Genomic DNA, 26895 nt, shown 5'->3' with positions numbered 1-26895 from the left:
ATTCCCTAGATTCAAGATTACAGAATGCGTAAGCCTTAAGTAGCTTAACGCTTCAGCATTCTGTAAGCATGAATCCGTATTTAAACAAGAATTATACACGAGGAGTCTGGGAATCTTCAACCCTTTAATACTTTAAATAGGCATTGGAATTGAAATTTTTTTTATTTTCTGAAACATTTCAGACAATTTTTTGGAATATTTACCCTTTCTGGTGGGCTGATGTAGGTTCTACTTTTAGGTTATGGTATGATGATCAAAAATAAAAGGGGAACGGGTGATCTTATTGTCTGGCGAAGACCTGGAAAAAAATATTGTCGATATTTCCGTTAGACCGCTTGTGGAATATGTATTCAGAAGCGGAAGCATAGATTCCGGGTTCCGAACCGCCAGCGCCATGCACGAAGGAACCCGGATTCACCAGCAGGTGCAGCGGAATTACCGGGAAGGAGATCAAAAGGAGGTTTATCTCAAGGCAGATATACCACATGAAGGAATCGTTTACCGGATTGAAGGAAGATGCGATGGACTGATTCAGACGGATGAGGGCCTCATGATCGATGAGATCAAATCGACCTCGGCTGGACTGGATACACTGGAGGGCGGCCGTACTGTTCACTGGGCGCAGGCGCAGATATATGCCTATATCGTGGCCATGGAGCAGGGGCTTGACCGCATAGGCGTTCAGCTGACATACGTAGATACAGATACAGGTGAGGAGCTGCGCTTCAAGCGCACATGTACGCAAATGGAGCTTCTTGACTTCGTGCAGACCGTGGTATCACAGTATACTCCGTATGCCATGCTGCGGCTGTGGAACGCGGAAATTCGGGATGATAGCATCCGGGGGCTGCCCTTTCCTTTTGATGCCTACCGCGAGGGTCAGCGGAAATTGGCCGGCGCAGTGTACGGGGCGATCAAGGAAAAGAAGAAGCTGTTCGCCAAAGCACCTACTGGCATCGGCAAAACGATGTCCACCCTGTTTCCATCGGTCAAGGCGATCGGCGAGGGGCTGCTTCACCAGATTTTCTATCTGACGGCCAAGACGATTACCCGCACCGCTGCTGAACAGGCGCTGGCGCTCATGGGGGACAAAGGGCTGCGTCTGCAGGCTCTTACCATTACGGCGAAGGACAAGGTATGCTTCCAGGAGGAAACGAATTGCAGCAAGGAAGCTTGTCCTTATGCCGATGGATACTATGACCGGATCAACGGAGCTGTGCTTGATATCCTCTCGCATGAGACCATCATGACGCGGCGGGTGCTGGAGCAGTATGCCCGCAAACACAGGGTCTGCCCTTTTGAATTCTCGCTGGATACCGCTTATGCGGTCGATGCGGTCATCTGTGACTATAATTATATTTTTGATCCACGGGTATCACTCAAGCGCTTAATTGAAGAGCAGAAGAAGCGGACGGTGCTGCTGGTGGACGAGGCGCATAATCTGGTAGACAGGGGCCGGGAGATGTATTCGGCAGCCATCGGCAAAGCGGATTTCCTTCAGCTGAAGCGTGATTACAAGACATCCAGCAAAGCGGTTGCCGGTGCAGCTGATGCCGTAAACAAGTATTTCATTGAGCTTCGAAAATCCTGCGGCGATGCGCGCCAGCAGTTATCCAAGGAGCCTCCGGAGGAGCTCGTGAGCTTGCTTGAGACTTTTGCGGACGAAGCCGAGCGGGTGCTGGCCGCAGGAAGAGAGGATCGCCAGCTGCTGCTGGACACCTATTTTGCCGCTCAGAATTTTATCCGCATAGCAAAGCTGTATGACAGCCGCTATATTACTTATTCGCAGGTTCAGCACAGCGATGTCACCCAAAGGATGTTCTGCCTCGATCCATCATACCTGCTCTCCCAGGCAGATAAAGGCTTCCGTTCGGCGGTGTTTTTCTCTGCGACCCTGTCACCGCTGTCCTATTACAGGGATATGCTGGGCGCGGATGCGGAGGATTACAGTATCTCTGTCCCTTCTCCGTTCCAAAGGGAGCAGCTCGATGTACGCATTCTGCCGGTGTCCACGAGATACCGCGACCGGGAGCGGACGCGTGAACAGATTGCCGATTTGCTCGATGCTTTTGTTTCGGAGCGAACCGGCAATTATATGGTTTTTTTTCCTTCTTATCAGTATTTGCAAAGCGTGTATGAGGTCTTTTCGGAAAAATATCCCGGGGTGCGGACGATTGTGCAGGGCTCGGGCATGGCCGAGGATGAGCGGGAGCGGTTTCTGGATGCTTTTCAGGCGGGAACCCACGAAACACTGGCAGGCTTCGCTGTGCTCGGCGGTATATTTTCGGAAGGCATTGACCTGCAGGGTGATCGGCTGATCGGCGTGGCCGTTGTCGGTGTAGGGCTGCCTCAGCTGGGACTAGAGCGGGACCTGATCCGGGATTATTTTAACGGTGAAGGCAAAAGCGGCTATGACTATGCGTACGTGCTGCCTGGCATGAACAAAGTGCTCCAGGCCGGAGGCAGGCTGATTCGTTCGGAGCAGGATGAAGGGGTCCTGCTGCTGATTGATGACCGTTTCCGCCAGCCGCATTACCACGATTTGCTCCCCTCGGAATGGAAGGATTAGAGAGTACAGTTCTGCCTCCGAAAGTCCTGAAATAGGGGATAGTCGACCGAGGCAGCGTTCTGTATAATGTACGGTAAATATGCGTAAAAGGTGGGGATCTGTCATGACGCTTCAGATCGGAATCATCGGAACGGGCTGGTTCAGCCAGGTGCATGCTGACATACTTGCGGGGGCCGAAGGCGTAAAGGTGCAGGCTTTTCTCGGGACAAGCAAGGAAAAAGCGGAACAGAAGGCTCGCGCTTATGGTGCAGCTGGCTATGGTGATTTGCATGAAATGCTGGATGCGGAGCGGCTTGACGCGGTATATATCTGTGTTCCGCCCATGTCGCATGGGCCCATCGAGGAGGAATTGATTCGGCGAGGCATTCCTTTTTTGGTGGAAAAACCGCTCGGTCTCAATACGGAGCTTCCGCGGAGCATCCTGGCTAAGATCGAAGAAGCGAAATTGATTACCTCAGTCGGCTATCATTTCCGTTATCAAACAAGCATAGACAAGCTGAAAGAGCTGATAAAGGAGCAGAACACTGGCATGATGCTCGGGCGCTGGATGGGCAGCATGCCGGGAGTAGCCTGGTGGAGGCAGCAGAACGGCTCCGGCGGGCAGTTTATCGAGCAGACAACGCATTTGGTGGATTTGCTGCGTTATCTGGCTGGCGAGGTCCTAGAAGTGTATGCGCTTTACGGAAACCGCATTAAGCATGAGCAGGTGGAAGGCATGGAGGTTGCGGATGTGGGCACGGTTACCCTCAGGATGGCAAGCGGCCTCGTCGCTAACATCTCTAATACCTGTGCTCTTCCGGAAGGAGGGGAGCTCTCTGATATCGGGCTAACCTTCTATACGGATCAAGGCGTCCTGGACTGGAATACGAAGCGGCTCCGGTGGTCGCGACCAGATGAACGAACGGAATATCCAGAGCAAATGAATCCCTATGTAAAAGAAACGGAAGCCTTCATCCATGCATTGCGCACAGGTGACGGCTCCCGGATCCGTTCGGATTATGCAGATGCGTTCAGGACGCAGGCTGTCACCTGCGCCGCACTGGAATCAGCGGTATCGGGCAAGCCGGTCCGCATCAGCTATTAATAGTAGAAAAGCTATTTTAGTGCGCCAGCATGTGCATCATTACCGGCGCGGCTCCAAGCGTAAATAGGGCAGCCACGATCATCGAAATGCTGGATATGGTCCCGGACAGCGCACTATTCTCAAATGCCTTGGAGGTGCCTGCACCGTGGGAGCTGGTGCCGTACAGAATGCCGCGCGCAATATCGTTGTCTATTTTGAACATGCGTAGCACCATCGGGCCGATCATGGAGCCGAGCAGCCCCGTCATAATGACAAAGGCAGCCGTAATATTCGGCACGCCGCCAATGTCCTGGGATACATTCATGGCAATCGGGGTCGTGACGGAGCGTGGAACCAAGCTAATCACAAGCGATGTGTCTAAGTGAAGACACTTGGCCAGAAATGCTGATGAGATCATGGCAACGCATGAACCCGTCAGCACGCCGGCGATAATTTCGGTGGCGTGCTTTTTTAGTACCTTGAAATTTTTGTATAACGGTACCGCAAAAGCAACCGTAGCCGGCTGAAGCAGACTACTCAGCCATTTGCCGCCTTTGTTATAGGATTCATAAGGAATCTGCGCCCAGGTCAAAATAAGAATAATGATCACGGGAGTAATCAGAAGCGGAGACAGGTATACTTTTGGCCGCTTCGCATAGATGCGTTTGCTTACGGCATAAAGACCGAGTGTACCGAGCAAACATATGAGGCCGATCATTGTGAAGCCCTCCGTTCTTTCTGTTTGGCAATCCAGGCTGCAAGCAGCCCCGAGCTGGCCATGACGATAAATGTACTGAAAATAACTACGATCAGGATGCGGACGCCATCACTTTTGAGCATCGGAATATATTTCATGACACCGACAGCCGCAGGAACGAAGAACAGCAGCAGCTCGGCAAGCAGCCAGCTCGCTCCAAGATCAATCCATTCCAGACGGATTATGCCGGTTTCTAGTAAGATGAATAAAACGATGATCCCAAGAATGCTGCCGGGCACCGGCAAATGCAAAAGTTCGGCCAGCTTGTTCATTAGCAGCGTAAAAATCATAAGTGCCGCTACCTGCACCGTCCCTTTCACAATATTCTTCAAAGGACTCTCTCCTTTCATTGATATGAAAATTTTACATCGATTGTTTTCATAGGTAAAATGAATAAATCGAATGATTATCATTCCATTTTTCTATACAGAGAACGATGCCTAGCAAAAGGGGGAGAAGACGGGATGGATATCCGGCATCTGCAATATTTTATGGAGGTGGCCCGGCTGCAGAGCTTTACCAAGGCGGCCGAATCGCTGTATATTACGCAGCCGACGATCAGCAAGACGATCCGCAATATTGAAGACGAGCTTGGCGTAACGCTATTTGACCGTTCGAATAAAAAAATTGAGCTGACGGATGCGGGCCAAATTATCTATGAGCAGGCGAAGCCGATCGTCAAATCCTTTCAAAGCTTGTCCGCCGAGCTTGGAGATTTGAAAAACCTGCAGAAAGGGCATATTCGGCTTGGACTGCCTCCCATGGTCGGCTCCAGTTTTTTTCCCGAGGTAATCGGCCAGTTTCATAAAAAATATCCTCAGGTGACCATGCAGGTATTTGAGGATGGAGCCAAAAAGGTCGAAAAGGACGTCGAAAGCGGCCTGCTGGATGTTGGGGTGGCGGTTCTGCCGACTGAAGAGGATGTGTTTCACTATTTCTCCTTTGCGAGAGAAAATCTGATGCTGCTCGTACATCCCTCGAACCCTCTGTCCAGCCGTGGGGCAGTACCCCTTGCGGAGCTGGCAGATGAGAGCTTTGTTCTATTCCGGGAGGATTTCGCGCTGCATGACCGGATTATTACGGAGTGTGTCCGCGTCGGCTTTCAGCCGCGCATCATTTATGAGAGCTCGCAGTGGGATTTGATCAGCGGCATGGTGGCAGCCAATTTGGGGATCGCGCTGCTGCCGGAGACCATTTGCCGCGAGGTGGATCATGAAAAGATTCGTATTTTGCCGCTTATCAACCCGTCCATTCCCTGGCAGCTTGGCATGATTTGGCGCAAGGAACGGTATCTGTCATTTGCGGCGCGGGAGTGGATCTCCTTTGCCCAAAGTATTTTAATGGTGGATAAGCAGAACAGCTGACCATCCGGTAATATGCCACCCGAAGTCACTAAGATGAGCACCCGATATGTATGCATTGCGGGAATTTTCTATAGAATTATATTTACAGAACAAGGGCGTCCCTCGCTTAAGAGGAGACGCTCCTTGTTCTTTGTGCTGCTAACGATGACTCATCATGTACAGGAACCAGACGGCATGATTCTGTTCATCCATGGCGATGCGGCGGATCTGGTTTTTCAAATTAGGATCCTGCGCCCGGTCGGATAAGCTCAAATAAAAATCAACGGTTTCCTGTTCATCTCTAAACGATGCGACAAGGCCAGCTCTATACTCTTTTGCACAGGTTTCCGTCTGGACAGGCTTATGTGTTTGACCTGTTAGATGAGTGTATGCCTGCGAGAAAAACTGCAGATGCTTCATTTCATCCTCACGAATTTCGAGGATGCGTTTTCTGGCATCTTCGGAGGGAGCGAGCTTTGCCAGCTGCTCGTAGCAATTAATCGCACTATATTCGCCGTCTATGGCTTTAATTAGGTCTGCTGCCAAGGCGGTGTCGGGACTTGCTGCTGGTCGGTAATAGAATCCGTGTGAAATCAAGGGAAAAGCCTCCTTCAATCTGTAGTTGGGATTTTATAGCCTATGCTTTTGAAGAGAGAGGGGTGTAAGGGAGGGGTTGCCAATTTTGACGGGGTAGGCTAATTTATTAGAAAACATCACGCGTATACTTAAATACAGCGGTTAAGAACGGAGGATTTACGTGTCCAAAAGCATTCCCTTGTTGGAGCCCTTTAACGCGGAACTGGTCATGAGGTCGGTAAGAAGCCAGAACGAAATGCTGGTATATGCGGATCCAGAGCGCCCCGTATTTTCGAAAGTTGTGCCTGCCTGCACCCGCAAAATTCCGGTTAAGGTAACGCTGGTACAGCACGAGGAAGGACAGGCTGCGGAGATTGATTTTCTTGATTCGTGCTCGGATACAGAGCAGGATGCTGCAGCTGCATTCATCGAAAAAATGCTTTCCAATCATGTGGACTTACTGCCATTTTACAAGCAGCTTGCGGAAGAACCGGTGATCGGTTCGATTCTTCCGGATCTGTATGGGCTAAAGATTCTGCTCGAACCGAATCTCTATCAAAATCTAGTGCGTACCATTATCGGACAGCAGATGAACCTTAGCTTTGCCGCAGCGCTGGTCAGCCGGATTACGGAGCGTTATGGCACTCCTGTACAGGCTGATGGACGTTTGCTCTACAGTTTTCCTGAACCGGGCGCACTGGCCCGTCTTGAGCCTGAAGAGCTGATGGAGCTTCAGTTCAGCCGGCGCAAGGCGGAATATGTCATTGGCTTGTCGCGGATGGTCGATGAAGGAACGCTGGATTTGTACTCGCTGCCTGCTCTGGAGGATCAGGAGATTTTCGAGAAGCTCCTCCCTGTCCGCGGAATCGGCAAATGGACGGTCGAGTGCTTCTTGCTGTTTGGAGTTGGTCGTACTGACTTTTTCCCGGTGGATGACATCGGCCTCAAAAATGCGATGAAGCTGCTGTGGGGCTACGACAGCCAGCCTTCCTCGCCGGAGATGCTTGCGATCAGCAGCAACTGGTCACCTTGGCGGAGTTACGTGGCTTATTATTTATGGGCTTGGCTGGATGAATGGAAGCTGCAGGAAAAGGCCGCTGGTAAGGCCAAAAAGAAATAAACGCTGCAAGGCTGCAGGATTCACGAAGATATCATGTTTGATGCGGACCAGCACCTCTATTTATGGCTATAATATTAAAATATGGGTGTTATAGCTTCACATAGATGGGGAGATGGACATGACGGAACAGGGCATTCTGCTTCAAGAAGCGGAAGATTATATACAAATATGTTATACCGAGCTTGGGAAAACAGAGCAGGATATTCGTGACCGGCTTGCGGCGATTAGAAAAGAAATCGATGTGACCGGAACCTATGAGCATACGTTCGAGGAGCTGGAGCACGGGGCCAAGATGGCCTGGCGCAACAGCAACCGCTGTATTGGGAGGCTGTTCTGGGATTCCATGATTGTAAAGGATCAGCGGCATCTGGAGCATCCGGATGATATTTATACGGCGCTGCTGAACCATATCGATTCGGCCACCAATGGCGGCAAGATCATTCCGACGCTGTCGGTATTCAAGCCTCCGGGGCCAGAAAACAAAGGAGTTCGCATCTGGAATCACCAGCTGGTCCGGTACGCAGGCTATGAGACGGAAAACGGGATCATAGGCGATCCTGCTTCTATAGCATTTACGAGCTTATGCAGAGATATGGGCTGGAGAGGAGAGGGCACGAACTTCGATGTACTGCCTCTGGTGATCCAGTCGGAAGACCAGGAGCCGTTACTGTTTCCTATTCCAGATGGGCTGGCGCTTGAGGTGCCACTTACTCATCCGGATTATCCGGCATTCGGTCATCTTGGCCTGCGTTGGTACGCGGTGCCGATCATTTCGGATATGGTCATGGTGATTGGGGGGATTCATTATACGGCAGCGCCCTTTAACGGCTGGTATATGGCAACGGAGATCGGTGCCCGCAATTTTGCGGATGAGAACCGTTATAACGTTCTCCCGCAGGTCGCCGAGCTGATGGGCTTGTCTACCGCCAGTGAAACCACACTATGGCGGGACAGGGCGCTCGTCGAGATGAATGTGGCCGTGCTGCATTCATATAAACAGGCTGGTGTAAGCATGGTAGATCATCATACCGCAGCCGCGCAGTTTGAGCTGTTTGAACAGAGAGAGGCCAAGTGCGGCCGTCCGCTGACGGGATACTGGAATTGGCTGATTCCGCCGGTGTCTCCGGCTACGACGCATATTTTCCATCAATCCTATGATAATAAGATTGTATACCCGAACTTTTTTAAGAGATCGGAAGTCTATGGACCCGGTATATGATGATAAACAAAGGATAGCAAGGCTAGAAGCGCGGCCCGGCTATCCTTTTCTTCGCTTATCGAACGGCTTCGGCCGGGTCTGCAGGTACAGATCTGCATTCTTGCTGCGACCTGTCGCGATCATATCCCCGATAATTTCCGCCAGGACCATGCTGTAGACGATGCCATTGTCGCCGTACCCCATTAGAAAATAGCATCCGGGAAATTCCTCGTACATACCGATCATCGGCAGCCCGTCATGAGTTCCGCCATAAAAGGCCGCCAGATAATATTCTGCCTTTACCGGGATATCCGGGAACAGCTTGCCGAATTCTCCGAGCAGCTTGTCCTTATTGTTCAGCAGCTTTGAATCACGGACATCAGCATACTCAGTATCTTTATCAAGTCCGCCAATGATAACGCGGTTATCTGCCGTCGTACGCATATACATGTATGGCCTCGCCGTCTCCCAGATGAGGGTACGCTTGTACCAGAAGCTGAGGTCGGCAATGGGCTGTGTTACGACCGCATAGGTGGACGACAACACCGCATTTTTGTCCCTTTTGACTTCGAGGTTTTCATAACCAGCGGCAAAAATGACATACCTCGCTTCAATCCGGTGACGATTTTGGGTATAGAATACGGCTTTGCCGTGCTCAAACGTTTTGCCTGTGATTTCGGTATTGGCATGAACCCTCACGCCGCTGCTTCGGGCCTTCTCCAGCAGACCGGCCGTGAACCGGACGGGATTGAGATCCGCATCGTTGTAATAGTAGATGGCCCCTGGTTTACGGAACGGGTATTGGGCTGCGATATGTTCTTCACTGAGCAGAATGGCCTGAAATCCATGCTTTTTCAAAAGCGTGATTTCCTGCTCCAGCTTGGCTACATCTTCAGGGTAACTGGCGTAGTAGAGGCTGTCCCGCCGCGTAAAGTCCGGATTGATCGGCAGCTCGCTACTCAGTGCCTCCATGTTATGGATAGCCGCTTCACATAACTTCAGATGCCGGACCGTCCGCTCCTCGCCAAAGGTGTTGACCATCTTCACGAAGGATTTCCCGCCTGCATACTGGATGAGCCCGGTATTGGATGTGGTGCTGCCGGAGCCGGGCTGTCTTTTATCGACCACGAGTACATCAGCCCCGTGCTGTGCAAGCGCCCATGCACTTAGGGCTCCGGAGATGCCTCCGCCGACAATCAGCACATCGCAGGAGGTATCACCGGATAGCGGAGGATAGATTGGAGTCTGTTCCAGAGTTGTGGGCCAGTAAAACCTGCCGCTTTGCAAATCCATAATGATATAACACCGCCTTCTTGAAAATCGATCGAACACTATTATGTTCCATGAAAGGGCGGATCATGCAGGAGCGAGCGCATACAAGAAAAATACCCCTACCGCCAGATGAACAGGACGAAGGGGCATTTTTTAAGATAATAGAATTAATGTTAGGTTACTCTGCTTCATTCAGCGGGCTAACGACAAGCTCATACTGGTTCAATGAAGAGCCGAGAATGACGTCATTGCCGCCTTGTCCGCGATGGGACTCATGGAAGGATTCGCTGGAGGTCCAGTTACGGAAGGAGGCTTCGTCCTGCCACACCGTGGACACCTTCAGCTCTTCGCCTTCGCTTTCCTTGCTCTTGCCGAGCCATACTTCCATCCGCACAAATCCGGGCATTTCCTTGGCCTTCCCCTGCCCGAAGCGTTCGGACATCTCTTTTCCGAAGCCTTCCTTGACCCGGATCGTATTCGTAATGACTATCATCGATCAATCGCCTCCGCTCTGGTAAAATGGATTGGCCTTACATGGTAAAGTCTACGCGTCTTTATCCAGTTTCTCAAGCGGATCGGTAGCGGGGCCTTCAATAACCTCGCCTTCGTAATTGAAACGGGAGCCGTGGCACGGACAATCCCAGCTGCGCTCGCCCTCGTTCCACTCCACTTCGCAGCCCAAATGGGTGCAGGTGGTATCTACCAGGTACAGATTGCCTTTGGTATCCTTGTATCCGCCGGCCCTTTTGCCGTTGTGGGTGATGACGGCGCCTTCATCCGGCTTTAGATCTTCAGCAGACCGTTGAACCAAACCGACCTTGCCAGCGACGAAGTGCTTGGCCACATCCGCATTTTGGACGACAACGTTTTTGATGGACGGGTCTGCATTGAATCGGGATGGTGTATATAGCGGCGTATAAGGGTTGCCTTTGCCCAGAATTTGATCCGAGAGGATCATGCCAGACAAGGTACCTTGGGTCATCCCCCATTTATTAAAACCGGTCGCTACATAAATGCCTTCGTCGCCGGATGTAATTTGCCCGATATATGGGAGCTTGTCCAGGGTGACGAGGTCCTGTGCAGACCAGCGGAAGGGAATGCTTTTGACCCCAAACAACTCCCTTCCAAATTCTTCAAGCCCCTCGTAGTGGCTGTGTGTGCACATACTTTGGCCGGTCTTATGGTTCTCTCCCCCGGCGAGGACGAGCTCCTCGCCATTCCAGGAGGCCGTACGTAGCGAACGCTTCGGCTCGTCGGCACTCAGATATGTCCCTCCAGCAAATGTGGTATTCGGCTGGAACGCTACAACATAGGAACGCATTGCATGAAGGCGCGTAAAATACATGCCGCCGCCGTCATAGAACGGAAAATGGGAAGCGGACACGACATGGCTGCAACGCACTTTATGCTTGCCGCGATAGGTGGTCAGCGTGAAAGGGCCGTCCTTTTTCAGCGTCGTAATTGTCGTATGCTCGAAGATCTGCCCGCCAGCCTTGAGGATTTCATCAACCAGAGGCTTCAGATAATGCAGCGGATGGAACTGGGCCTGATCTGGCATCTCGATGGCGCCGCTGACGTTCAGCGGGATGGGAAGCTTATCTCTCCATTGTCCGGGAATGCCGAGCTTAACATAGGCGTCAAACTCCTTCTGCAGCTTTTGCAGTTCATCATCCTTTTCCATATACAAAAAAGCACTTTCCGGTTTAAGATCGCATTCGATGTTCAAGTTGGATACCGTGTTTTGGATGAAATCCTTGGCATCGCGGTTGGCCTGATAGTGCATTTGGGTCTTTTCCTCGCCAAAATGATTCAGCAGCTCATCATACAGCAGGCCATGCTGGGCGGATATTTTGGCGCTGGTATGGCCGGTTGTGCCGTTCAAAATGCTCCCCGCCTCAAACAGTGCAACCTTGCATCCTTGACGCGAAAGCAAATACGCCGTTGTAATACCGACAATGCCGGCGCCGACGATCGCGATGTCCACCTGAATATCCTCATTCAGTCGTGGGAAAGAGGGCAGCTCAGTGGTGGCTCTCCATAAGGATTCGGGAAACTGTGGCAGATGCGGTGAAACGAAGCGAGATGGTTGCATGGCGTAGCCTCCTATTCATATTCACTCTTCATTTATTACCACTTGTTCCTGAAAAGAAACGATGCCTTCGGATTGGCGTTCCGCGATAGGGAAAGTTATACTTAGGTCATACCTAACAATAGGGGGAGAAAGGCAATGGAATGGCTTAAAATTGACGATGTTGCCAAGGAGACGGGGCTGACGAAGCGCTCGATCCGGTACTACGAGGAAATTGGTCTCATGAAATCGCCGGAGCGGTCCGACGGAGGCATCCGATTATATACTGAAGAAGACGTTCAGCAGTTAAAAAATATAGTGCTTGCCAAAAAGGTGTTAGGCTTTTCCCTGCAAGAGATCCAGGAATTTCTGCAGATTCATGATCAGGTGATGAGGCACCGCAGCAATGCCTCTTCATCCTTGGACGACGCCCTCCGCCAAGCGGAGCTTGAAAATATGGCCGAAGCGGTCAGCAAACAGTTGAAGCTGGTCGATTATAAAATTACCGAGATGATGAAGGTCAGAGAGGAACTGGCGGGTCTGAGCGGCCGGATTACGAAAGCCATGAACAAATAACAAAAGGACAGCCCCAGATAAAGCGGGTTGTCCTTTTTTGTATCCTATTAGATGTCAGCTACTAAATAAATCTTTCACAGGATTGTGAAGAAATAAAGCCGAATTTCAAGGTATAGGCCTCTATGCCTATGAAACGGATAATGATAGAATATTTTATAGGATATGGATAATAGTTGAAAAATAGAAAGGAAAATGCCACTGTGAAACGATTGTCTTTCACTATTAAAAGAAAATTGTTAATCACGTATCTTATCGTTTTACTCGTCCCTAGCTTCATGATTGGCATTCTGTCCTATCAATCCGCTAAAAATGCGAATGCCAAGGATATGATGAACAGTGCGCTCGAGAGCACCAAGTCAGCCGATAATATCATTACTCATAACGTGCAGGCTAAGCTTGATGATATTACATATTTTCTGCAGCAGCCCTATGTGGAACGTGCCACTGAAGACCCAATGGGAAAGGGCGGGGAATTGAAGCTGAAGTTAAGGCAGTACATGGCGATGCATAAAGATGTCAAAGACATCATTTTAGGTGTGGACGGCGGCTTCTTTATCCGTGCCTCCGAGGATCCATTGCCGGAGCAATATGATGTGACTAAGCAGGATTGGTACATACGCGCTTTGAAGCAAGGTAAAACCCCGACCATATCCCCAGTATTCAAGACAGCTAACGGAAAAATGGCGGTGTCCATCTCCCAGGCGGTACCTTCCGGCAATGGGGTGCTCTCCATTGAGCTGGATCTGGACAATATCCGAACCTTGACGGACGTGAAGCTGGGTACTAAGGGTTATATCTTCATTACCGACCAGGCCAAAAATTATGTGGTTCACCCGCAATACACCGGTCAGAAGGCGGAAGGGGATTTTCTGAAGCCGATGTATGCTAGCTCCGAGGGGCATTTTTCTTATACATTTGAGAACGCTAACAAACGGATGGCTTTTACGACGAATACATTGACAGGCTGGAAGATTGCCGGATCCATGTATGAAGACGAGATCGTGGCATCGGCAGCGGAAATCCGGAATTCGGTTACGATCGTGATGATCATTTCCATCCTGGCGGCGCTGGCCATGATCTGGCTGAATATCCGTTCGATCATTCGTCCGATCACCAAGCTGACTGAGGCAACAGAACGAATCAGCCAAGGTGATTTGACGGCGAGCATCGACACGACAAGCAGGGATGAAATTGGCAACCTTAGCCGCCATTTTCAGGCGATGGTGGACAGCTTGCGGACCATGATCGTAAATGTGCAGGAAATTACGGGTCAGGTCAGCATGTCAGCTAAGGGACTTTCGACAGGTGCGGACCAAACGAACCGCGCAATTGAAAGCGTTACCGAAGCGATCCAGGAAGTGGCGGCCGGAAGCGATCAGCAGCTTCGCAGCGTGGAGAAAAGCATGGAGAGCATGGATGTCATGTCCACACAATCGGAACGGATCCGCAGCCATATGGATGATGCATCGGCAAAAATGTCCCGCACCTCCGTATCGGCAGAAGAAGGACATGCGGCTGTCGTGGACGTTACCGACAAAATCCAAGGAATACATACAACGGTCAGCGACCTGGATGGAGTCGTGTCCCATATGAATGAACGCACCAGCCAGATCGGCGAAATTGTGACGCTAATTGGGGATATTTCGAAGCAGACGCATTTGCTAGCGCTCAATGCTTCCATTGAAGCGGCCCGCGCCGGAGAGCATGGCAGAGGGTTCGCGGTGGTTGCCGTAGAGGTACGTAAACTGGCTGAGCAATCGGGCCATTCCGCGCAGCGCATAGAAGAATTGGTGGAAGGCATGCGGGCGGAGATGCAGCGTGTTCTTACAGCCATGGATGACGCCAAAGGCAGAGTGTCCGAAGGGATTCAGGCCGTGGACGTTACTGGCAAATCCTTTACCCGTATCCGTAAAGCTGTGCAGGGAGCGGCGGAAGGCATTCATTCCGCAGCGGAAGCCGCTAGGGAGCTGGCGCGGAACGGGGAGAGCGCGGTTGAATCCATCCGGCATATCCAGGGTATTTCCGAGATCGCAGCGGATAATACGCAATCCGTTTCAGCTTCAGCCCAGGAGCAGCTGGCTTCCATTGAAGAGATTGCCTCTTCAGCCGAGCATTTGAGCCGTCTTGCCGAACAGCTGCAGGAGCTGGTAGCGAGGTTTAAAATCGAATAATCCTATATCGGATGAAGCAGCAGTGCCTATACGGTACTGCTGTTTTTTTATTGGGATATATGATGCTTTTCACATAATATATCCAATTTTGGCACAAGCTATAGCGAAAACATTCCAGGTCCTGGACGGTGGACGGCATACGAGGTGATTGAGACATGGGTAAAAGCAAATTGGGCTCTGGCAAATCAGCAGGGGCCTTGCCATCCGGCACGGCGCTGGGGCTTCCTTCCCCTCCTTGGGAGAAGCTGCCCATACAGAAAAGCCTGGATCAGAATATCCAGACAATCAAAACGATTTTTAAAGACTGCTCGGATATGGTCTACCGCAACCTTGAGATAGCTCCGGATATTACAGCATTAGTGGTCTATGTGGAAGGTATCGTGTTTACGACAGAACTCGAGACACGAATAGTAGAGCCGATTATAGAAGCATATGTCCGCATGATGAACGCCGATCCGGAAGAACGGATTGAGGCCTCCGAGCTGGTACCGCTCGAAAACACGCGGATATCTCTTTCGCAGGTAAGGTCCGCCAATGAATGGGTCGATGTTGTGGAAGGAATATTGAATGCAAGCGTGGCGGTTTTTGTTGATGGTCTCAGCGATGTTCGTCTCTTCAACATCAAGGGGGGAATCCGCCGGTCCGTGCAGGAGCCGGAGACCGAAGCGGTCATCCGCGGTCCCCGCGAGGGTTTTACCGAAACGCTCCGTGTCAACACTGCGCTCGTCCGCTTTAAGATCAAAACGCCAAACCTCAAGATGTACAGCATGGTGCTCGGGACGAACACCAAGACGGATGTAGTCGTCTCGTATATTGAGGGACTCGCGGATCCTAAGATAGTAGAAGATGTTATCAATCGTTTGAAGGATATCAAGATCGACGGCATCTTGGAATCCGGTTATATCGAGGAACTGATTGAGGACCATCCGTATTCCCCGTTTCCGCAAATGCAGTATACGGAACGCCCTGACAGCGTGGCGGCGCAGCTGCTTGAAGGAAGATGTGCCATTTTTGTGGATGGAACCCCGTTCGTCTTGGTTGTGCCGGTAACCTTTTTCCAGCTGACGCAGGCATCGGAAGACTATTATGAGCGGTTCTTCATTACAAACTTTATCCGGTGGATCCGGTACATTTTTTTGTTTATCGGCATGTTTTTGCCCTCGCTTTATATTGCAGTGACGACATTCCACCAGGATATGCTCCCGACGACGCTTGTCCTGAGCATTGCTTCGGCAAGGGAAGCGATCCCTTTTCCCGCGCTGGTGGAAGCATTGATTATGGAAATTTCCTTCGAAGCGCTGCGTGAGGCGGGAATCCGTCTGCCCAAAGCTGTAGGGCAGGCGGTCAGCATCTTGGGAGCGCTCGTGATCGGACAGGCCGCCGTGCAGGCAGGTATTGTATCGGCGCCGATGGTTATCATCGTGTCGATGACAGGGATTGCTTCGTTTACGATTCCGCACTACAATCTCGCCATTACGATCCGGCTGCTGCGGTTTCCGCTCATGCTTCTCGCAGGTGTACTTGGACTGTTCGGCATCATCCTTGGGACCACTTGGATTCTGGTCCATGTGACGAAGCTGACCTCGCTTGGTGTTCCATACATGTCGGGCATCAGTCCGTTCCATAGCTCAGACCGCAAGGATATTTTTGTTCGGGCGCCATGGTGGAAAATGGGCACACGTCCTTCCTGGCTGTCGAGGAATAACCAAGAACGGGAAAAGCCGGAAATCAACGGAAGACCCGACTCTAACAAGGTATGGTGATGTCTTATGAGAAGATCCCTTTTCACAGGTTTGCTGTTGCTGTGCTCTTCGATAGGGCTCTCCGGATGCTGGGATCGCACGGAAATCAATGACGTGGCATTTGTAATCGGTACGTCTGTCGATAAGGAGAAAAATTTATACCGAAGTACTCTTCAGATTGCGCTCCCGGGTAACTTGGGAGGCAGTGGAAGCCAAGGGGGAGGCGGCGGAACGTCAGGCGATAAAAAGTATTATCTGGAATCGAAAACCGGCATTACCCTTCGCAAATCATTCTTGGAGGTTCAGGAAGGGAATTCCAGAAAAATTTCGTTTTCTCACCGCAGAACACTGCTCATTGGCGAAGAAGTCGCAAAAGAAGGAATTTCCTCCATGCTGGACCAGTTCGCCCGGATTCCACAAAACCGGCTTTCCTCCCTGGTCGCTGTCACGGAAGGTCCCGCGTATATGATTCTTGATGCTCAAGCGCCCATGGAGCAGTTCCCGAGTGAAATGATCCGCAAACTGATGAACCAATTTACGAAAAGGCCGGTTACGCTCAAGTATCTTACGAATGACCTGCTAACAGATGGAATCGATGTCTCCTTACCCTACTTTTCGCTGCAGGAGGCAGTCCCCGAAGGGTTGACTGAGACCAAAACAAAAAAGAATATTCAGATTACCGGTCTGGCTTTGTTTAAGGGAGACAAGCTTGTTGGGGTTTTGAAGGGGAAGGAAGTCCGAATGATTAATCTGGCTATGAATCAGGCAACCTCTCCGGATATTTTGGTGCCCGGACCAGACGGGCGAGGATACGTCACCATTAAGCTTACTGAAAATGTGGTTACGCTTAGGCCGGTCATCCGCGGAGATGACATCACGATGAACATGCGCATTTTGGCTAAAGGTTCAGTGATCGAAAACGACTCCGATTACAGCCTGGATAGTGAAAGGACCATGCACAAACTGGAACAGAACGCAAGTAAGGAAATTATCCAGCAGATCCATTCCGGCCTGCATCTCTTGCAGGATAAATATCACTCGGATGTTCTGGGCTTTGGCCGGACAATCCAGGAGAAAGATCCACCTGCCTGGGAACGTTTCAAGGACCGCTGGGAAAAGTTGTATCCAACCGTCAAGGTCGTCATCGACACCGAGCTTCATGTAGAAAATATCGGGGCTGTGGATAAGCCTTTTGGCAGAAAGGATGAAGTCTTGAAGCATGATTAAGGTTCTGCTCTTTTATGTTACTGCGGCGGTGGTTATTCTGCTCGTGGATCGTAAAGTGATCCGTAACCTACCCAAGGTCAACCGATGGTTTACATACCTTCTATTGATCGGGGGAATGGTGATATTCACCTACAGCATTCTGAACAAGCATGTGACTTACGCTTCGGTATGGCTGGGCGAATTGCTCAGACCACTTGTGCCATTCTAAAAACCGTGTCCGGTTAAGGAGGACTTTTCCGTGGAAAAAACCACTCGACGCCAAATTGTGCTGCTCGGCTTTACCTATGTGATTAACATTACCTTGGTCAATATTCCAAGTCAGGTCATCAGCTCGGCTGAGCAGTATGCCTATCTGTCCTTTATTTTGGCTGGCGCCGTTGTTTTGCTTATGCTGTTTTTCCTGACGCGCAGTTCAATGCGTTTTCCAGGCCAGGATTTGTTTCAATCTCTAACATGCCGCTTTCCGATCATGGGAAAAGCAATTGTGCTGCTTTATATGTTGTTTTTTTTCATGATTCTGGTCCGGGATATTCGCACCATGGCAGACTTTACGAACGTCATTTTGCTCCCGATTACGCCCATACTCATCATTTCGCTCTGCATTACCGCAACGGTGGTTTATCTTGCCAGAGGCGATGTCAAGACGGTACTGGGCATTACCGAGCTATATGGGCCTATGATGATCATTATCGTGATTGTTATGCCCTTTATCGTTATGCGGGACTTCGATTTCGATTTAATGAGACCGCTTTTGCATGTGAATTGGAAAGGCGTCGCTGAGGGGGGATGGTTATCGATCTCTTATATCGGACAGATTCTGATTCTTCCGTTTATTTTTCACAGCAAGGATTACAAGTTTAAGCACGGTCTATATTCCATGTTGATATCGCTAGCCATCTTGACCATTTTGATATTGATGACGATCCTGCTGCTTGGAATCCATGTTTCCGGAAGATTGATGTATCCAACCTATGAGCTGGTGCGGCAGCTGCGGGTTACCGATTTTCTGGATCGTTTTGACCTGATTGTGGTTGCTTTATGGTATCCGGCGATTCTGCTTAACCTGGCGATCAGCTTGTACATCATCTGCTATGGTCTGAAAATAGTCATTCCGTCCGTCTCAGGGAAAATGATGGCTGCTCCTATCGCTCTGTTTGCTTTCAGCTGCGGATTCTGGTTTTATGAGAGCTCCATCGAGCTGTTTCAATTCAACTGGGAATGGACTTTGATTGCACTGATTTTCATTGTGGCGCTGCCGCTTTTAATCTTTGCGATTCACCGGCCTTTGAAGACTTGAATAGGATAGGACAGGACCGGAAAGTATCGTTAGAAAAAGGGGCGCAGAAATGATACAATGTGCTTGAGAGCGGCCTTGAGGGTACGGCTCTTTAGGCTGATTTGGCGTCGTTTTAGGCTATGAAGGGTGATTACATGACTAAGAAGCGAAAAAAATACAATATATTTCATAAATTCTACCGGAAACTCAGGTTTAATATGATTAAGCTCTTCCGTTCCCCTGGCGGGGCGAGAAAGGTGTCCCTTGGCTTTGCGATCGGTTTTGGGCTGGAGATGATTGTTATTGCTACCGGTTCACTGGTGTACCTGATTTTTTATCCTATCGTCAGACTGGCCGGAGGATCGCTTCCCGCCGCTATTATCGGCAATGTGATCGGCAAGCTGACCTTCCTGCCTATTGTACTTCTTCCTTTTGCGAAAAAAATCGGAGGATGGTTCTTTACGAAGAAAATGGTGGATATGCCCATGGAGCATGCATGGCGTAATCTGATTCACGGGGATTTTACCGTCTTCAAGCATCTACTGCAGGGGGGCCTGCATGTGCTGATCGGTATGTCCGTGTTTGGACTGGTTCTTGGTTTCGTTTCCTATTTTATTGTCCAATATCTGTATAACCAGCGCAAAAAGCACCGGCTGGCCAAAAGAGCAGGCGCATCCTTGTAAAATTCCTTTTCCTCTGGCGTACGGTCAAGTATACTGTTCAAAACAGTGCGTGCTTTCGGAAGAGGGGGAAGAGATATGGCGAATCGATTGGCGGGCAGGACAATTGCATTAACAGGTCCGCGCAAAGCGGAGGATATGGTCAAAATCGTTGAGAAGATGGGCGGAACTGCCCTGATAAGACCGGCTCAGGGTACCGTTTTTCTCGATGATGCGAAGGTCCGCAGCTTCTTGGAGGGCTGGATTGCAAAGCCGCCGTCCTGGACGATACTTACGACAGGCATGGGGCTGGACGCATTAATCGGCGTTGCTTCTGACATGGGTGCTCAGGAAGAGTTTTTGGAAACACTGCGGAACTCCTCTATCGCAGCGCGGGGCTACAAGACCGTTAATGCGCTTCGGAAAAGGGGACTAGCGCCGCTTGTCCGTGACGATGACGGCAGTACCTCCGGCTTGATTCGCAGCCTCGAAGAATTCGGGTTTCATGCGGAAGATGTTGTGCTTCAGCTTCACGGCGATCCGGCTCCGAAGCTTGAAGCCTGGCTCGTGGAGCAGGGGACGGAAGTACGTAAGGTGCTGCCGTACCAGCATATCCCGCCGGAGTCTGAACAGCTGGAGCAGCTTCTGGATGAAATTCTGCAGCACCAAGTGGATGCAGCGGCTTTCACCAGCGCGCCGCAGGTACGCAATTTGGTAGAGTATGCCCGCAGCCACGGCAAGCTGGAGAAGCTGGTGTACGCTTTTGAGGGACCGGTTGTGGCTGCTGCTGTTGGCAAAATGACGGCCCAGGCTTTGCTGGAGGAAGGGATTACGAGGGTTGTGTACCCGCCGGAAGACGAGCGGATGGGCAGCATGATGGTTGAGCTGGCACGCTATTTTCAGACGGAAGCGGAAAATTTAATAAACTAACGACTTTGATATTGCATAACGTGGGATGTGAAAAGAGCGGCATCCCTTTTTTAAGATATAAGAAAGTATAAACTTCGAGGATCTCACATCCTTATATCGCAAGAAAAACAACATCTTAAAGCGGTCTGTCTTCTATGAAAGTACGTCGATAGACGTTTTTTTTATTAGAACGAAAGAAGCGAAAGCTATATCCAAAAATGTGGAATACTACTAAATAATCAGCAAGAAATGAACGGTGCGCCAAAAGGAGGAATAGGCCGTGTACAACAAAAAAAGCATTTTACTAGGGGATTATACCCATCCCAAGTTCCATCCCCTGCAGGGGATCGACGCTCAAATCAGCCATATTTTAAATGACGTGATTTCTGTTCAGTGCAGTGAAAATAAAAATTTGCTGCTGCTGGATCATCTGAAGCCTTTTGATCTTTGCATCTGTTATTTTGATCTTTGGGATGAGCAGGTGTCGAGACAGCAGACTTCGGGACTCCTTTCTTATGTCAGCCAGGGAGGCGGCCTGCTTGTCATTCATAATGGCATATCTCTTGGAAACCGCCGCTATGAGCTGGCACAGCTGATCGGAGGACGTTATGAGGGGAACGGCCCGATTCAGCCCCTGTCCTTCAGGACGCAAGGCGAGCATTTCATCACAGAGGGCATTGAACCCTTCGAGCTGGCGGAAGAGCCTTTTCAGATTCAGTTCAGTCCGTTTACGGAACGGAAAGTGCTGCTCGAGTACAAGCAGGGCGATGCCTGGCATCCGGCGGCCTGGAGGCACAATTACGGACTCGGAAGAGTCGTGTTTATGATGCCGGGCCATCATGAGCCAACCTTCCAGCATCCGCAGATTAGTAAGCTTATTTTACAGGCGGCCCAGTGGGCAGCGCATTTGCCGGGTTAACCTGCCTATTTCATATTGCCAAAGTTTTCAGGGTATAATAAGGGAAATATAGCTTTGGGAGGGAATAACATGAGTGATCTGTTTAAAAAAGCAATCTCGTTAGGTTGGGGACTAACCATTGTCAGCAAGGAAAAGATCGAAAGAACGGTCGAAGATCTGGTCCAGCGGGGAGAACTCGCTCCGGCGGAATCCAGAGATTTGATCGACCGCCTTGTCGAACGCGGCGAGGAGGAGAAGGCACAGTTCAAGGACTTTTTACGGGAACAAATCCAGCGTGTTTTGACAGAGCTTCATGTCCCTACCGAGTATGATGTGACCAGCCTGGAGCAGCGCATCGCTACCTTGGAGAAACGGATCTCCGAACTCGAAGTGGCAGAAGAGAAAAAGGTTCCGGAAACGGACATCGTAACGGACACGCTGTAATATGGCTGTTCGGATCAGGCATACCGGACGTTACCGGGAGATTGCCATGGCGCTTATGCGTCATGGCTTTGGCTATATGGCCGAGGAACTGGGGCTGCTCCAGATACTGTCCCTGCCCCGGCGCTGGGTCACACATGAGACGCCTGAAACCAAGACACTCGGGGAACGCATCCGTCTGGTGCTTGAGGATCTGGGTCCGACGTTCGTGAAGCTGGGGCAGCTGGCCAGCACGCGTTCCGATCTGCTCCCGGATTCGATTATTCAGGAGCTCGTCAAGCTGCAGGATCAGGTGCCCCCTTTTCCCTCTGATGCGGCTCGAAGCATTCTGGAGGAGGACCTTGACGCGCCGCTCGAGGAGATGTTCGCAAGGTTTGATGATATCCCTGTCGCTGCGGCCTCTATTGGACAAGTCCATCTGGGCAGGCTGAGGTCAGGAGAAGAAGTAGCGGTTAAAATCCAGCGTCCCGGAGCGCTGCAAACGACAGCCCGCGATTTAAGCATTTTGCGGGATTTAACCGAATCGGCGGAGAAGCGCTGGGAATGGGCCAAGCGCTATCATATCGTAAGGCTCGCCGTGGAATTCTCCAAATCGATGCTGGCGGAAATGGACTACAGCCGGGAAGGGCGCAATACGGAGAAGATCGCTTATCAGTTCCAGAACGATCCCCATATTTTTATCCCGGAAATATACTGGCAGTACACTTCTTCCCGTGTTTTGACGATGGGGTATGTGGAAGGCGTGACGCTAAGCCAGCGGGATCAGCTCGAGGATGCCGGCTTCGATCTGAAACTTATTGCGAAAAGATATGTGAACGCAATGCTGCATCAAATGTTCATAGAGGGCTTCTTTCATGCGGATCCGCATCCTGGCAATCTGCTCATTCGGAAGGATGGCAGCCTGGCTTTTCTGGATTTCGGCATGGTCGGTCGGCTCAGTGAAGACATGAAGGATCATTTATCCGAACTGATTATAGCTCTTATGCGAAAAAACACCGACAGCATGATCCGGGCGGTTCTTCACCTAGGCCTGCTGCCGGATGATCCTGATATGGACGCTCTGCACAGGGATTTCGATGCACTGCGTGACGAATATTACGATATTCCCTTTTCTGAAATCGGCATCGGCAGGGCGCTGAACGACCTGTTTGGCGTAGCACAGCGGCATGCGATTGTGATGCCGCCGGATTTGACTCTGCTTGCCAAGTCGCTCTTGACGATGGAAGGCGTTATTCAAAAGCTTGATCCTGAGCTTAGCATCATCGATATGGCCGAGCCCTTCGGGCGGAAGCTGGCCAAGGAGCGCTTCAGCGCCCGAAGACTGCGCAGCAAGCTGCTCGGGGGCGCAAGCGGTTTGGCTGAAGCACTGCTGGATCTGCCTGCGCAGGCGAGACAGCTGTCATCGCTCGTCAGCAAAGGCAAGCTAAAGGTGGAGATCAGCCTTCCGGAGATGGAGGCGCTCACGCGCAAGCTCGATCAGATCACAAACAGGCTGTCATTCAGCATTGTATTACTGGCTTTCAGCATTATTATGGTGGGGCTGATTATCGCTTCTTCCCTGAATCTCCAATCCTCCATCCTGTGGAATTCTCCTATCATCGGCATCGGGCTTAGTGTCGCCTTTGTGATGGTGCTGTGGCTGCTGTTTGCAATTTTTAAATCAGGGAAGTTTTAAAAACCGAAGAGAAATAGAACTTAATGAGGTGGATGTTTTGCCAAATTTTTTAGAGCTAGGTATGCAGGAGCAGTGGGTTAAAACACTGAAGGAGAATGGTATCACCGTACCGACACCGGTGCAGGCGGAGACCATTCCGCTGCTGCTGGCCGATCGGGATGTCATTGCCCGCGCGCGGACAGGAACGGGCAAAACGCTTGCTTTCCTGCTGCCGATCATGCAAAAGCTGGATCCGTCGCGTCCTTTCCCGCAGGCCTTAATCATTGCGCCTACCCGCGAGTTGGCGCTGCAAATTACGGAGGAAGCGCGGAAGCTGGCACTGGGCACGGAGATCCGGACTCTGGCGGTATACGGAGGTCAGGATGTGGATAAGCAGCTGCGCAAGCTGGAGGGTGGACGGCATCTGATCATCGGAACGCCAGGACGCCTAAACGATCATTTGCGCCGCGGCACGCTTGAACTCGGCGGCGTGAAGACGCTGGTGCTGGATGAAGCGGATCAAATGCTCCACATGGGCTTCCTGGATGAAGTCGAGACGGTGATTCAGGCCTTGCCGTACAAACGGCAGACCCTGCTGTTCTCCGCCACGATGCCGGCTGAAGTGAAGCAGCTTGCTTCCTACTACACTCGTGATGCGGTTGACGTAACGATCAAGGTGGAGAATTCGCCGGTGCCGCTGAAGCATATCCGGCAACTGGTGGTCGAAGTGACCGATCGCACCAAGCAGCAGGCATTGGTATCGATGATCGAAACGTACCAGCCGTATTTGGCGATTGTGTTCTGCCGTACGAAACGGCGGGCATCAACGCTGAATTCCGCACTGCTGGAAATGGGCTACGCTTCGGATGAGCTGCACGGGGATTTGTCGCAAGCGAAGCGGGAACAGGTCATGAAGCGATTCCGCGAGGCGAAGCTTCAGATTCTGGTAGCCACGGATGTGGCGGCGAGAGGCTTGGACGTAGAAGGCGTTACCCATGTGTTCAACTACGATATTCCGCATGAAGTGGATAGCTATATCCACCGGATCGGCCGAACAGGTCGTGCCGGAGAAAAGGGGATGGCCATTACGCTGGCCTCACCGAAGGACAAGGGCGAGCTGCAGCGGATCGAGCAGGGCATTCAATATACCATTGAACGCGGCCGCTATGAGAAGGACGGCGCGATTACGGAAGCTAGAGGCGCATCGCGTCTGGCCTCCGGCAGCGCCGGCAAGGGCAGCAAGGAAGGCCGCGGGAAGGAAGGCCGTCCATCTACAGGCGGGCGCCGCGGTGAGGGCCGTACATCAAATGGAGGCCGCCGCGGAGAAGGACGTTCCAGCGAGGGCAGACCGAGCCAGGGACGCTCACGCCGGGAGGACAGAGCGCAAGCTTCCCAATCTCGTACAAGTGGAGAAGGCCGGGGAGGCTCTAAACGGGATGCTTCACAAGGCCGCAGCCAAGGCCGCGGCAATTCGGATACGCCAGGTAGGGGTGGACGCGGCTCCGTTTCAGGACGCCGGGGCGGATCGGGCCGCAAATCATAAATCATTCAATATCTATACCGGGAGCAGCCAGCCAAGGCGCTTCCGGTATTTTTTTGTGCAAGTAGAAGCCTGATTACAATGGCCGCCGATGAATTCATGGCCGGAATGCTCATACACTACAATATGGGTTATAGGGATAGAAACATATTAAAGAAAGGTCTTGAAGCCATGATGAAGCTCAGCATTTTGGATCAATCGACCATCTCCGAAGGAAGCTCTCCTGTCGAAGCGCTAGCTCAAACGGGGAGAATGGCACAGGAAGCCGAACGTATGGGATATCACCGCTTCTGGGTGTCGGAGCACCATTTTTCGCCTAATCTGGCAGGGTCAAGCCCAGAGGTGCTTATCTCGCATCTGGCGGCGATTACGTCAACGCTCCGCGTCGGCTCAGGCGGCGTAATGCTCCCCCATTACAGCTCTTATAAGGTTGCGGAGAATTTCCGCGTATTGGAAGGATTGTACCCTGGCCGTATCGATCTGGGACTCGGGCGTGCCCCAGGAGGCATGCCGCTGGCAACGCAGGCCTTACAGGAGGGTAGAATGCGGAATGTGGACCGTTATGCTGAACAAATCGCCGACTTAAGCGCCTATCTGACGGATACCCTAAGCCCAGCCCATCCGTTTGCCGGGCTTTTGGCTACCCCTTTGGTCCGAACCGTTCCGCAGATGTGGATGCTTGGCTCTAGCGGCGGAAGTAGCGGCATTGCGGCGCAGCAGGGTACGGGATTCGCATTTGCTCAGTTTATCAACGGCTCCGGTGGGGCGGATGCCATGCGGTGGTATCAGGAAAACTTCAGGCCGTCGGCGGTTTTGGATAAGCCGCAGTCGCTCCTGGCTATTTTCGCTGTGTGTGCGGAAACGGAGGAACAAGCGAACCGTTTGGCTTCCAGCATGGACTTGTCGCTGCTGCTGCTCGAAAAGGGCGTTACTGCTGGCGGCACGCCTTCGGTACAAAGAGCTTTGAGTTATCCTTACTCTCCTTATGACCGCATGCGTATACAGGAGAATCGCAAGCGGATGATTGTTGGATCTCCAGATCAAATCAAGTGGAAAATCGAGCGTCTATGCGAGGAGTACCGGACAGATGAAGTGATGATTACGAGTATCATCCACCGGTTTGAAGATAAGCTGCAATCGTTCCGTCTCATCGCTAAAGCCTTTGGACTTTCGAATAAGGTATGACAAACCATGGTGAAAACTTGCACTTGAATGCCACTGGTGTATGATGGAAATGTGATAGAGGCATTTAAAACAATGTTCAATGAAAGCGGGGTAAGGAAATGTCTGTCTACTCGTATTCAGCCGCCACTCCGGCAGGCAAGGAAGTGTCCCTTGAGGATTACAAAGGAAAAGTGCTGGTCATCGCCAACACCGCCAGTAAGTGTGGATTAACGCCGCAGTATGGCGATCTGCAGAAGCTGTATGACCGTTATCAGGAGCAGGGTCTGGTTATTCTCGGATTTCCGTGCAACCAGTTCGGCGCGCAGGAGCCTGGCAGCAGCGAAGAAGCCGCTTCCTTTTGCCAGCTGAACTATGGTGTGTCATTCCCTGTGTTTGCGAAAATCGACGTGAACGGGGAGAACGCTCATCCACTCTTTACGTACCTGAAGAAGGAGCAGCCAGGTATCGAACACAGCGACATCCAGTGGAACTTCACGAAGTTTCTGGTGAATCGAAGGGGAGAAGTTGTAGCCCGCTTTGAACCGAGGGAAGCTCCAGAGGTTATGACCGACGCAATAGAGCAACTGCTGTAAGCAGTCACCACGAATGAACATCAATAGATTTGCAAAATAGCAGGTATAAGGGTCTGTCCGCAAGCGGCAGACTCTTTTT

25 protein-coding genes are annotated in these 26895 nt (G+C 51.2%); 19 read left to right on the top strand and 6 right to left on the bottom strand.

The genetic code is table 11. The features are described from left to right. Positions 1-274 precede the first annotated feature (274 nt). The gene (locus tag MUG84_RS14100; protein WP_244725684.1) at positions 275-2569 is read left to right on the top strand and encodes a helicase C-terminal domain-containing protein; all 2295 of its coding nucleotides are present in this window, start codon (positions 275-277) and stop codon (positions 2567-2569) included. Between the two features lie 103 nt (positions 2570-2672). After that, complete coding sequence (locus tag MUG84_RS14095) at positions 2673-3653, top strand: Gfo/Idh/MocA family protein (protein WP_244725683.1); 981 nt, start codon at positions 2673-2675, stop codon at positions 3651-3653. A 16-nt stretch (positions 3654-3669) separates the two neighbouring features. On the opposite strand, the gene MUG84_RS14090 is transcribed toward MUG84_RS14095, so the two are convergent. Both MUG84_RS14090 and MUG84_RS14085 read right to left on the bottom strand, forming a co-directional pair. Beyond that, positions 3670-4350 carry a CidB/LrgB family autolysis modulator gene (locus tag MUG84_RS14090; RefSeq protein ID WP_244725682.1) on the bottom strand — a complete coding sequence of 227 codons (681 nt, stop codon included), beginning with the start codon at positions 4348-4350 and terminating at the stop codon, positions 3670-3672. Further along, positions 4347-4721 carry a CidA/LrgA family holin-like protein gene (locus MUG84_RS14085; protein ID WP_244725681.1) on the bottom strand — a complete coding sequence of 125 codons (375 nt, stop codon included), beginning with the start codon at positions 4719-4721 and terminating at the stop codon, positions 4347-4349. Before MUG84_RS14085 ends, MUG84_RS14090 begins: the two co-directional genes overlap by 4 nt. Before the next feature lie 132 nt (positions 4722-4853). Between MUG84_RS14085 and cidR the strand changes: the two genes are divergently transcribed. Next, complete coding sequence (gene cidR / locus MUG84_RS14080; RefSeq protein ID WP_244725680.1) at positions 4854-5753, top strand: cidABC operon transcriptional activator CidR; 900 nt, start codon at positions 4854-4856, stop codon at positions 5751-5753. 138 nt (positions 5754-5891) lie between these two features. Here cidR and MUG84_RS14075 read toward each other — a convergent pair whose 3' ends face one another. Further along, positions 5892-6329, bottom strand: a complete 438-nt coding sequence (locus tag MUG84_RS14075) for a ferritin-like domain-containing protein (protein ID WP_244725679.1) — start codon at positions 6327-6329, stop codon at positions 5892-5894. A gap of 160 nt (positions 6330-6489) precedes the next feature. On the opposite strand from MUG84_RS14075, the gene MUG84_RS14070 reads away from it, so the two are divergent. Both MUG84_RS14070 and MUG84_RS14065 read left to right on the top strand, forming a co-directional pair. Beyond that, positions 6490-7428, top strand: a complete 939-nt coding sequence (locus MUG84_RS14070) for a DNA-3-methyladenine glycosylase family protein (protein WP_244725678.1) — start codon at positions 6490-6492, stop codon at positions 7426-7428. 112 nt (positions 7429-7540) lie between these two features. Further along, positions 7541-8647, top strand: a complete 1107-nt coding sequence (locus MUG84_RS14065) for a nitric oxide synthase oxygenase (RefSeq protein WP_280521323.1) — start codon at positions 7541-7543, stop codon at positions 8645-8647. Positions 8648-8686: 39 nt separating this feature from the next. On the opposite strand, the gene MUG84_RS14060 is transcribed toward MUG84_RS14065, so the two are convergent. The 3 genes from MUG84_RS14060 to MUG84_RS14050 all read right to left on the bottom strand — a co-directional run bounded on the left by MUG84_RS14060 (position 8687) and on the right by MUG84_RS14050 (position 11990). Then, positions 8687-9919, bottom strand: a complete 1233-nt coding sequence (locus MUG84_RS14060) for an NAD(P)/FAD-dependent oxidoreductase (RefSeq protein WP_244725676.1) — start codon at positions 9917-9919, stop codon at positions 8687-8689. Positions 9920-10076: 157 nt separating this feature from the next. Continuing rightward, positions 10077-10391 (bottom strand): antibiotic biosynthesis monooxygenase, encoded by a 315-nt coding sequence (locus tag MUG84_RS14055; protein WP_244725675.1) that lies wholly within the window; start codon positions 10389-10391, stop codon positions 10077-10079. A 51-nt stretch (positions 10392-10442) separates the two neighbouring features. Continuing rightward, on the bottom strand, positions 10443-11990 hold the full coding sequence (locus MUG84_RS14050) for an FAD-dependent oxidoreductase (protein ID WP_244725674.1): 1548 nt from the start codon (positions 11988-11990) through the stop codon (positions 10443-10445). Positions 11991-12125: 135 nt separating this feature from the next. On the opposite strand from MUG84_RS14050, the gene MUG84_RS14045 reads away from it, so the two are divergent. The 14 genes from MUG84_RS14045 (at position 12126) to MUG84_RS13980 (ending at position 26816) form a co-directional block, all read left to right on the top strand. Beyond that, positions 12126-12542, top strand: a complete 417-nt coding sequence (locus tag MUG84_RS14045; protein WP_244725673.1) for a MerR family transcriptional regulator — start codon at positions 12126-12128, stop codon at positions 12540-12542. A 200-nt stretch (positions 12543-12742) separates the two neighbouring features. Continuing rightward, entirely contained in the window at positions 12743-14713 is a 1971-nt protein-coding gene (locus tag MUG84_RS14040; protein WP_244725672.1) for a methyl-accepting chemotaxis protein, read from the top strand. A 155-nt stretch (positions 14714-14868) separates the two neighbouring features. Then, the gene (locus MUG84_RS14035) at positions 14869-16476 is read left to right on the top strand and encodes a spore germination protein (RefSeq protein ID WP_244725671.1); all 1608 of its coding nucleotides are present in this window, start codon (positions 14869-14871) and stop codon (positions 16474-16476) included. A 6-nt stretch (positions 16477-16482) separates the two neighbouring features. After that, on the top strand, positions 16483-17682 hold the full coding sequence (locus tag MUG84_RS14030) for a Ger(x)C family spore germination protein (protein ID WP_244725670.1): 1200 nt from the start codon (positions 16483-16485) through the stop codon (positions 17680-17682). Then, complete coding sequence (locus MUG84_RS14025; protein WP_244725669.1) at positions 17675-17890, top strand: hypothetical protein; 216 nt, start codon at positions 17675-17677, stop codon at positions 17888-17890. The genes MUG84_RS14030 and MUG84_RS14025 overlap by 8 nt, the downstream gene beginning before the upstream one ends. A gap of 30 nt (positions 17891-17920) precedes the next feature. After that, entirely contained in the window at positions 17921-18979 is a 1059-nt protein-coding gene (locus MUG84_RS14020) for a GerAB/ArcD/ProY family transporter (RefSeq protein WP_244725668.1), read from the top strand. A gap of 134 nt (positions 18980-19113) precedes the next feature. Beyond that, on the top strand, positions 19114-19641 hold the full coding sequence (locus MUG84_RS14015; RefSeq protein ID WP_244725667.1) for a DUF2062 domain-containing protein: 528 nt from the start codon (positions 19114-19116) through the stop codon (positions 19639-19641). A 75-nt stretch (positions 19642-19716) separates the two neighbouring features. Further along, on the top strand, positions 19717-20547 hold the full coding sequence (locus MUG84_RS14010) for a uroporphyrinogen-III synthase (protein WP_244725666.1): 831 nt from the start codon (positions 19717-19719) through the stop codon (positions 20545-20547). A 259-nt stretch (positions 20548-20806) separates the two neighbouring features. Continuing rightward, positions 20807-21445 (top strand): ThuA domain-containing protein, encoded by a 639-nt coding sequence (locus MUG84_RS14005; RefSeq protein ID WP_244725665.1) that lies wholly within the window; start codon positions 20807-20809, stop codon positions 21443-21445. A gap of 69 nt (positions 21446-21514) precedes the next feature. Beyond that, entirely contained in the window at positions 21515-21868 is a 354-nt protein-coding gene (locus tag MUG84_RS14000) for a phasin family protein (RefSeq protein WP_244725664.1), read from the top strand. A gap of 1 nt (position 21869) precedes the next feature. Next, positions 21870-23540: an ABC1 kinase family protein gene (locus tag MUG84_RS13995; protein WP_244725663.1), complete on the top strand. Its 1671-nt coding sequence runs from the start codon at positions 21870-21872 to the stop codon at positions 23538-23540. A 37-nt stretch (positions 23541-23577) separates the two neighbouring features. After that, positions 23578-25062 carry a DEAD/DEAH box helicase gene (locus tag MUG84_RS13990; protein ID WP_244725662.1) on the top strand — a complete coding sequence of 495 codons (1485 nt, stop codon included), beginning with the start codon at positions 23578-23580 and terminating at the stop codon, positions 25060-25062. Positions 25063-25230: 168 nt separating this feature from the next. Beyond that, positions 25231-26244, top strand: coding sequence for an LLM class flavin-dependent oxidoreductase (locus MUG84_RS13985; protein ID WP_244726074.1), 1014 nt, complete (start codon positions 25231-25233; stop codon positions 26242-26244). Between the two features lie 98 nt (positions 26245-26342). Then, positions 26343-26816 carry a glutathione peroxidase gene (locus tag MUG84_RS13980; RefSeq protein ID WP_244725661.1) on the top strand — a complete coding sequence of 158 codons (474 nt, stop codon included), beginning with the start codon at positions 26343-26345 and terminating at the stop codon, positions 26814-26816. The last annotated feature ends 79 nt before the right edge of the window (positions 26817-26895 follow it).

The organism is Paenibacillus mangrovi (assembly GCF_022898935.1).
Classification (GTDB): Bacteria; Bacillota; Bacilli; order Paenibacillales; family Paenibacillaceae; genus Paenibacillus_AQ; species Paenibacillus_AQ mangrovi.
This window is presented reverse-complemented; position numbering and strand designations above follow the sequence as displayed.

Bases quoted from the DNA above. Each gene is read 5' to 3' on its own strand.
- MUG84_RS14095 (WP_244725683.1), top strand. From the start codon at position 2,673: ATGACGCTTCAGATCGGAATCATCGGAACGGGCTGGTTCAGCCAGGTG.
- MUG84_RS14090 (WP_244725682.1), bottom strand. From the start codon at position 4,350: ATGATCGGCCTCATATGTTTGCTCGGTACACTCGGTCTTTATGCCGTA.
- cidR (WP_244725680.1), top strand. From the start codon at position 4,854: ATGGATATCCGGCATCTGCAATATTTTATGGAGGTGGCCCGGCTGCAG.
- MUG84_RS14065 (WP_280521323.1), top strand. From the start codon at position 7,541: ATGGACATGACGGAACAGGGCATTCTGCTTCAAGAAGCGGAAGATTAT.
- MUG84_RS14060 (WP_244725676.1), bottom strand. From the start codon at position 9,919: ATGGATTTGCAAAGCGGCAGGTTTTACTGGCCCACAACTCTGGAACAG.
- MUG84_RS14055 (WP_244725675.1), bottom strand. From the start codon at position 10,391: ATGATAGTCATTACGAATACGATCCGGGTCAAGGAAGGCTTCGGAAAA.
- MUG84_RS14050 (WP_244725674.1), bottom strand. From the start codon at position 11,990: ATGCAACCATCTCGCTTCGTTTCACCGCATCTGCCACAGTTTCCCGAA.
- MUG84_RS14045 (WP_244725673.1), top strand. From the start codon at position 12,126: ATGGAATGGCTTAAAATTGACGATGTTGCCAAGGAGACGGGGCTGACG.
- MUG84_RS14035 (WP_244725671.1), top strand. From the start codon at position 14,869: ATGGGTAAAAGCAAATTGGGCTCTGGCAAATCAGCAGGGGCCTTGCCA.
- MUG84_RS14030 (WP_244725670.1), top strand. From the start codon at position 16,483: ATGAGAAGATCCCTTTTCACAGGTTTGCTGTTGCTGTGCTCTTCGATA.
- MUG84_RS14025 (WP_244725669.1), top strand. From the start codon at position 17,675: ATGATTAAGGTTCTGCTCTTTTATGTTACTGCGGCGGTGGTTATTCTG.
- MUG84_RS14015 (WP_244725667.1), top strand. From the start codon at position 19,114: ATGACTAAGAAGCGAAAAAAATACAATATATTTCATAAATTCTACCGG.
- MUG84_RS14010 (WP_244725666.1), top strand. From the start codon at position 19,717: ATGGCGAATCGATTGGCGGGCAGGACAATTGCATTAACAGGTCCGCGC.
- MUG84_RS14000 (WP_244725664.1), top strand. From the start codon at position 21,515: ATGAGTGATCTGTTTAAAAAAGCAATCTCGTTAGGTTGGGGACTAACC.
- MUG84_RS13995 (WP_244725663.1), top strand. From the start codon at position 21,870: ATGGCTGTTCGGATCAGGCATACCGGACGTTACCGGGAGATTGCCATG.
- MUG84_RS13985 (WP_244726074.1), top strand. From the start codon at position 25,231: ATGATGAAGCTCAGCATTTTGGATCAATCGACCATCTCCGAAGGAAGC.
- MUG84_RS13980 (WP_244725661.1), top strand. From the start codon at position 26,343: ATGTCTGTCTACTCGTATTCAGCCGCCACTCCGGCAGGCAAGGAAGTG.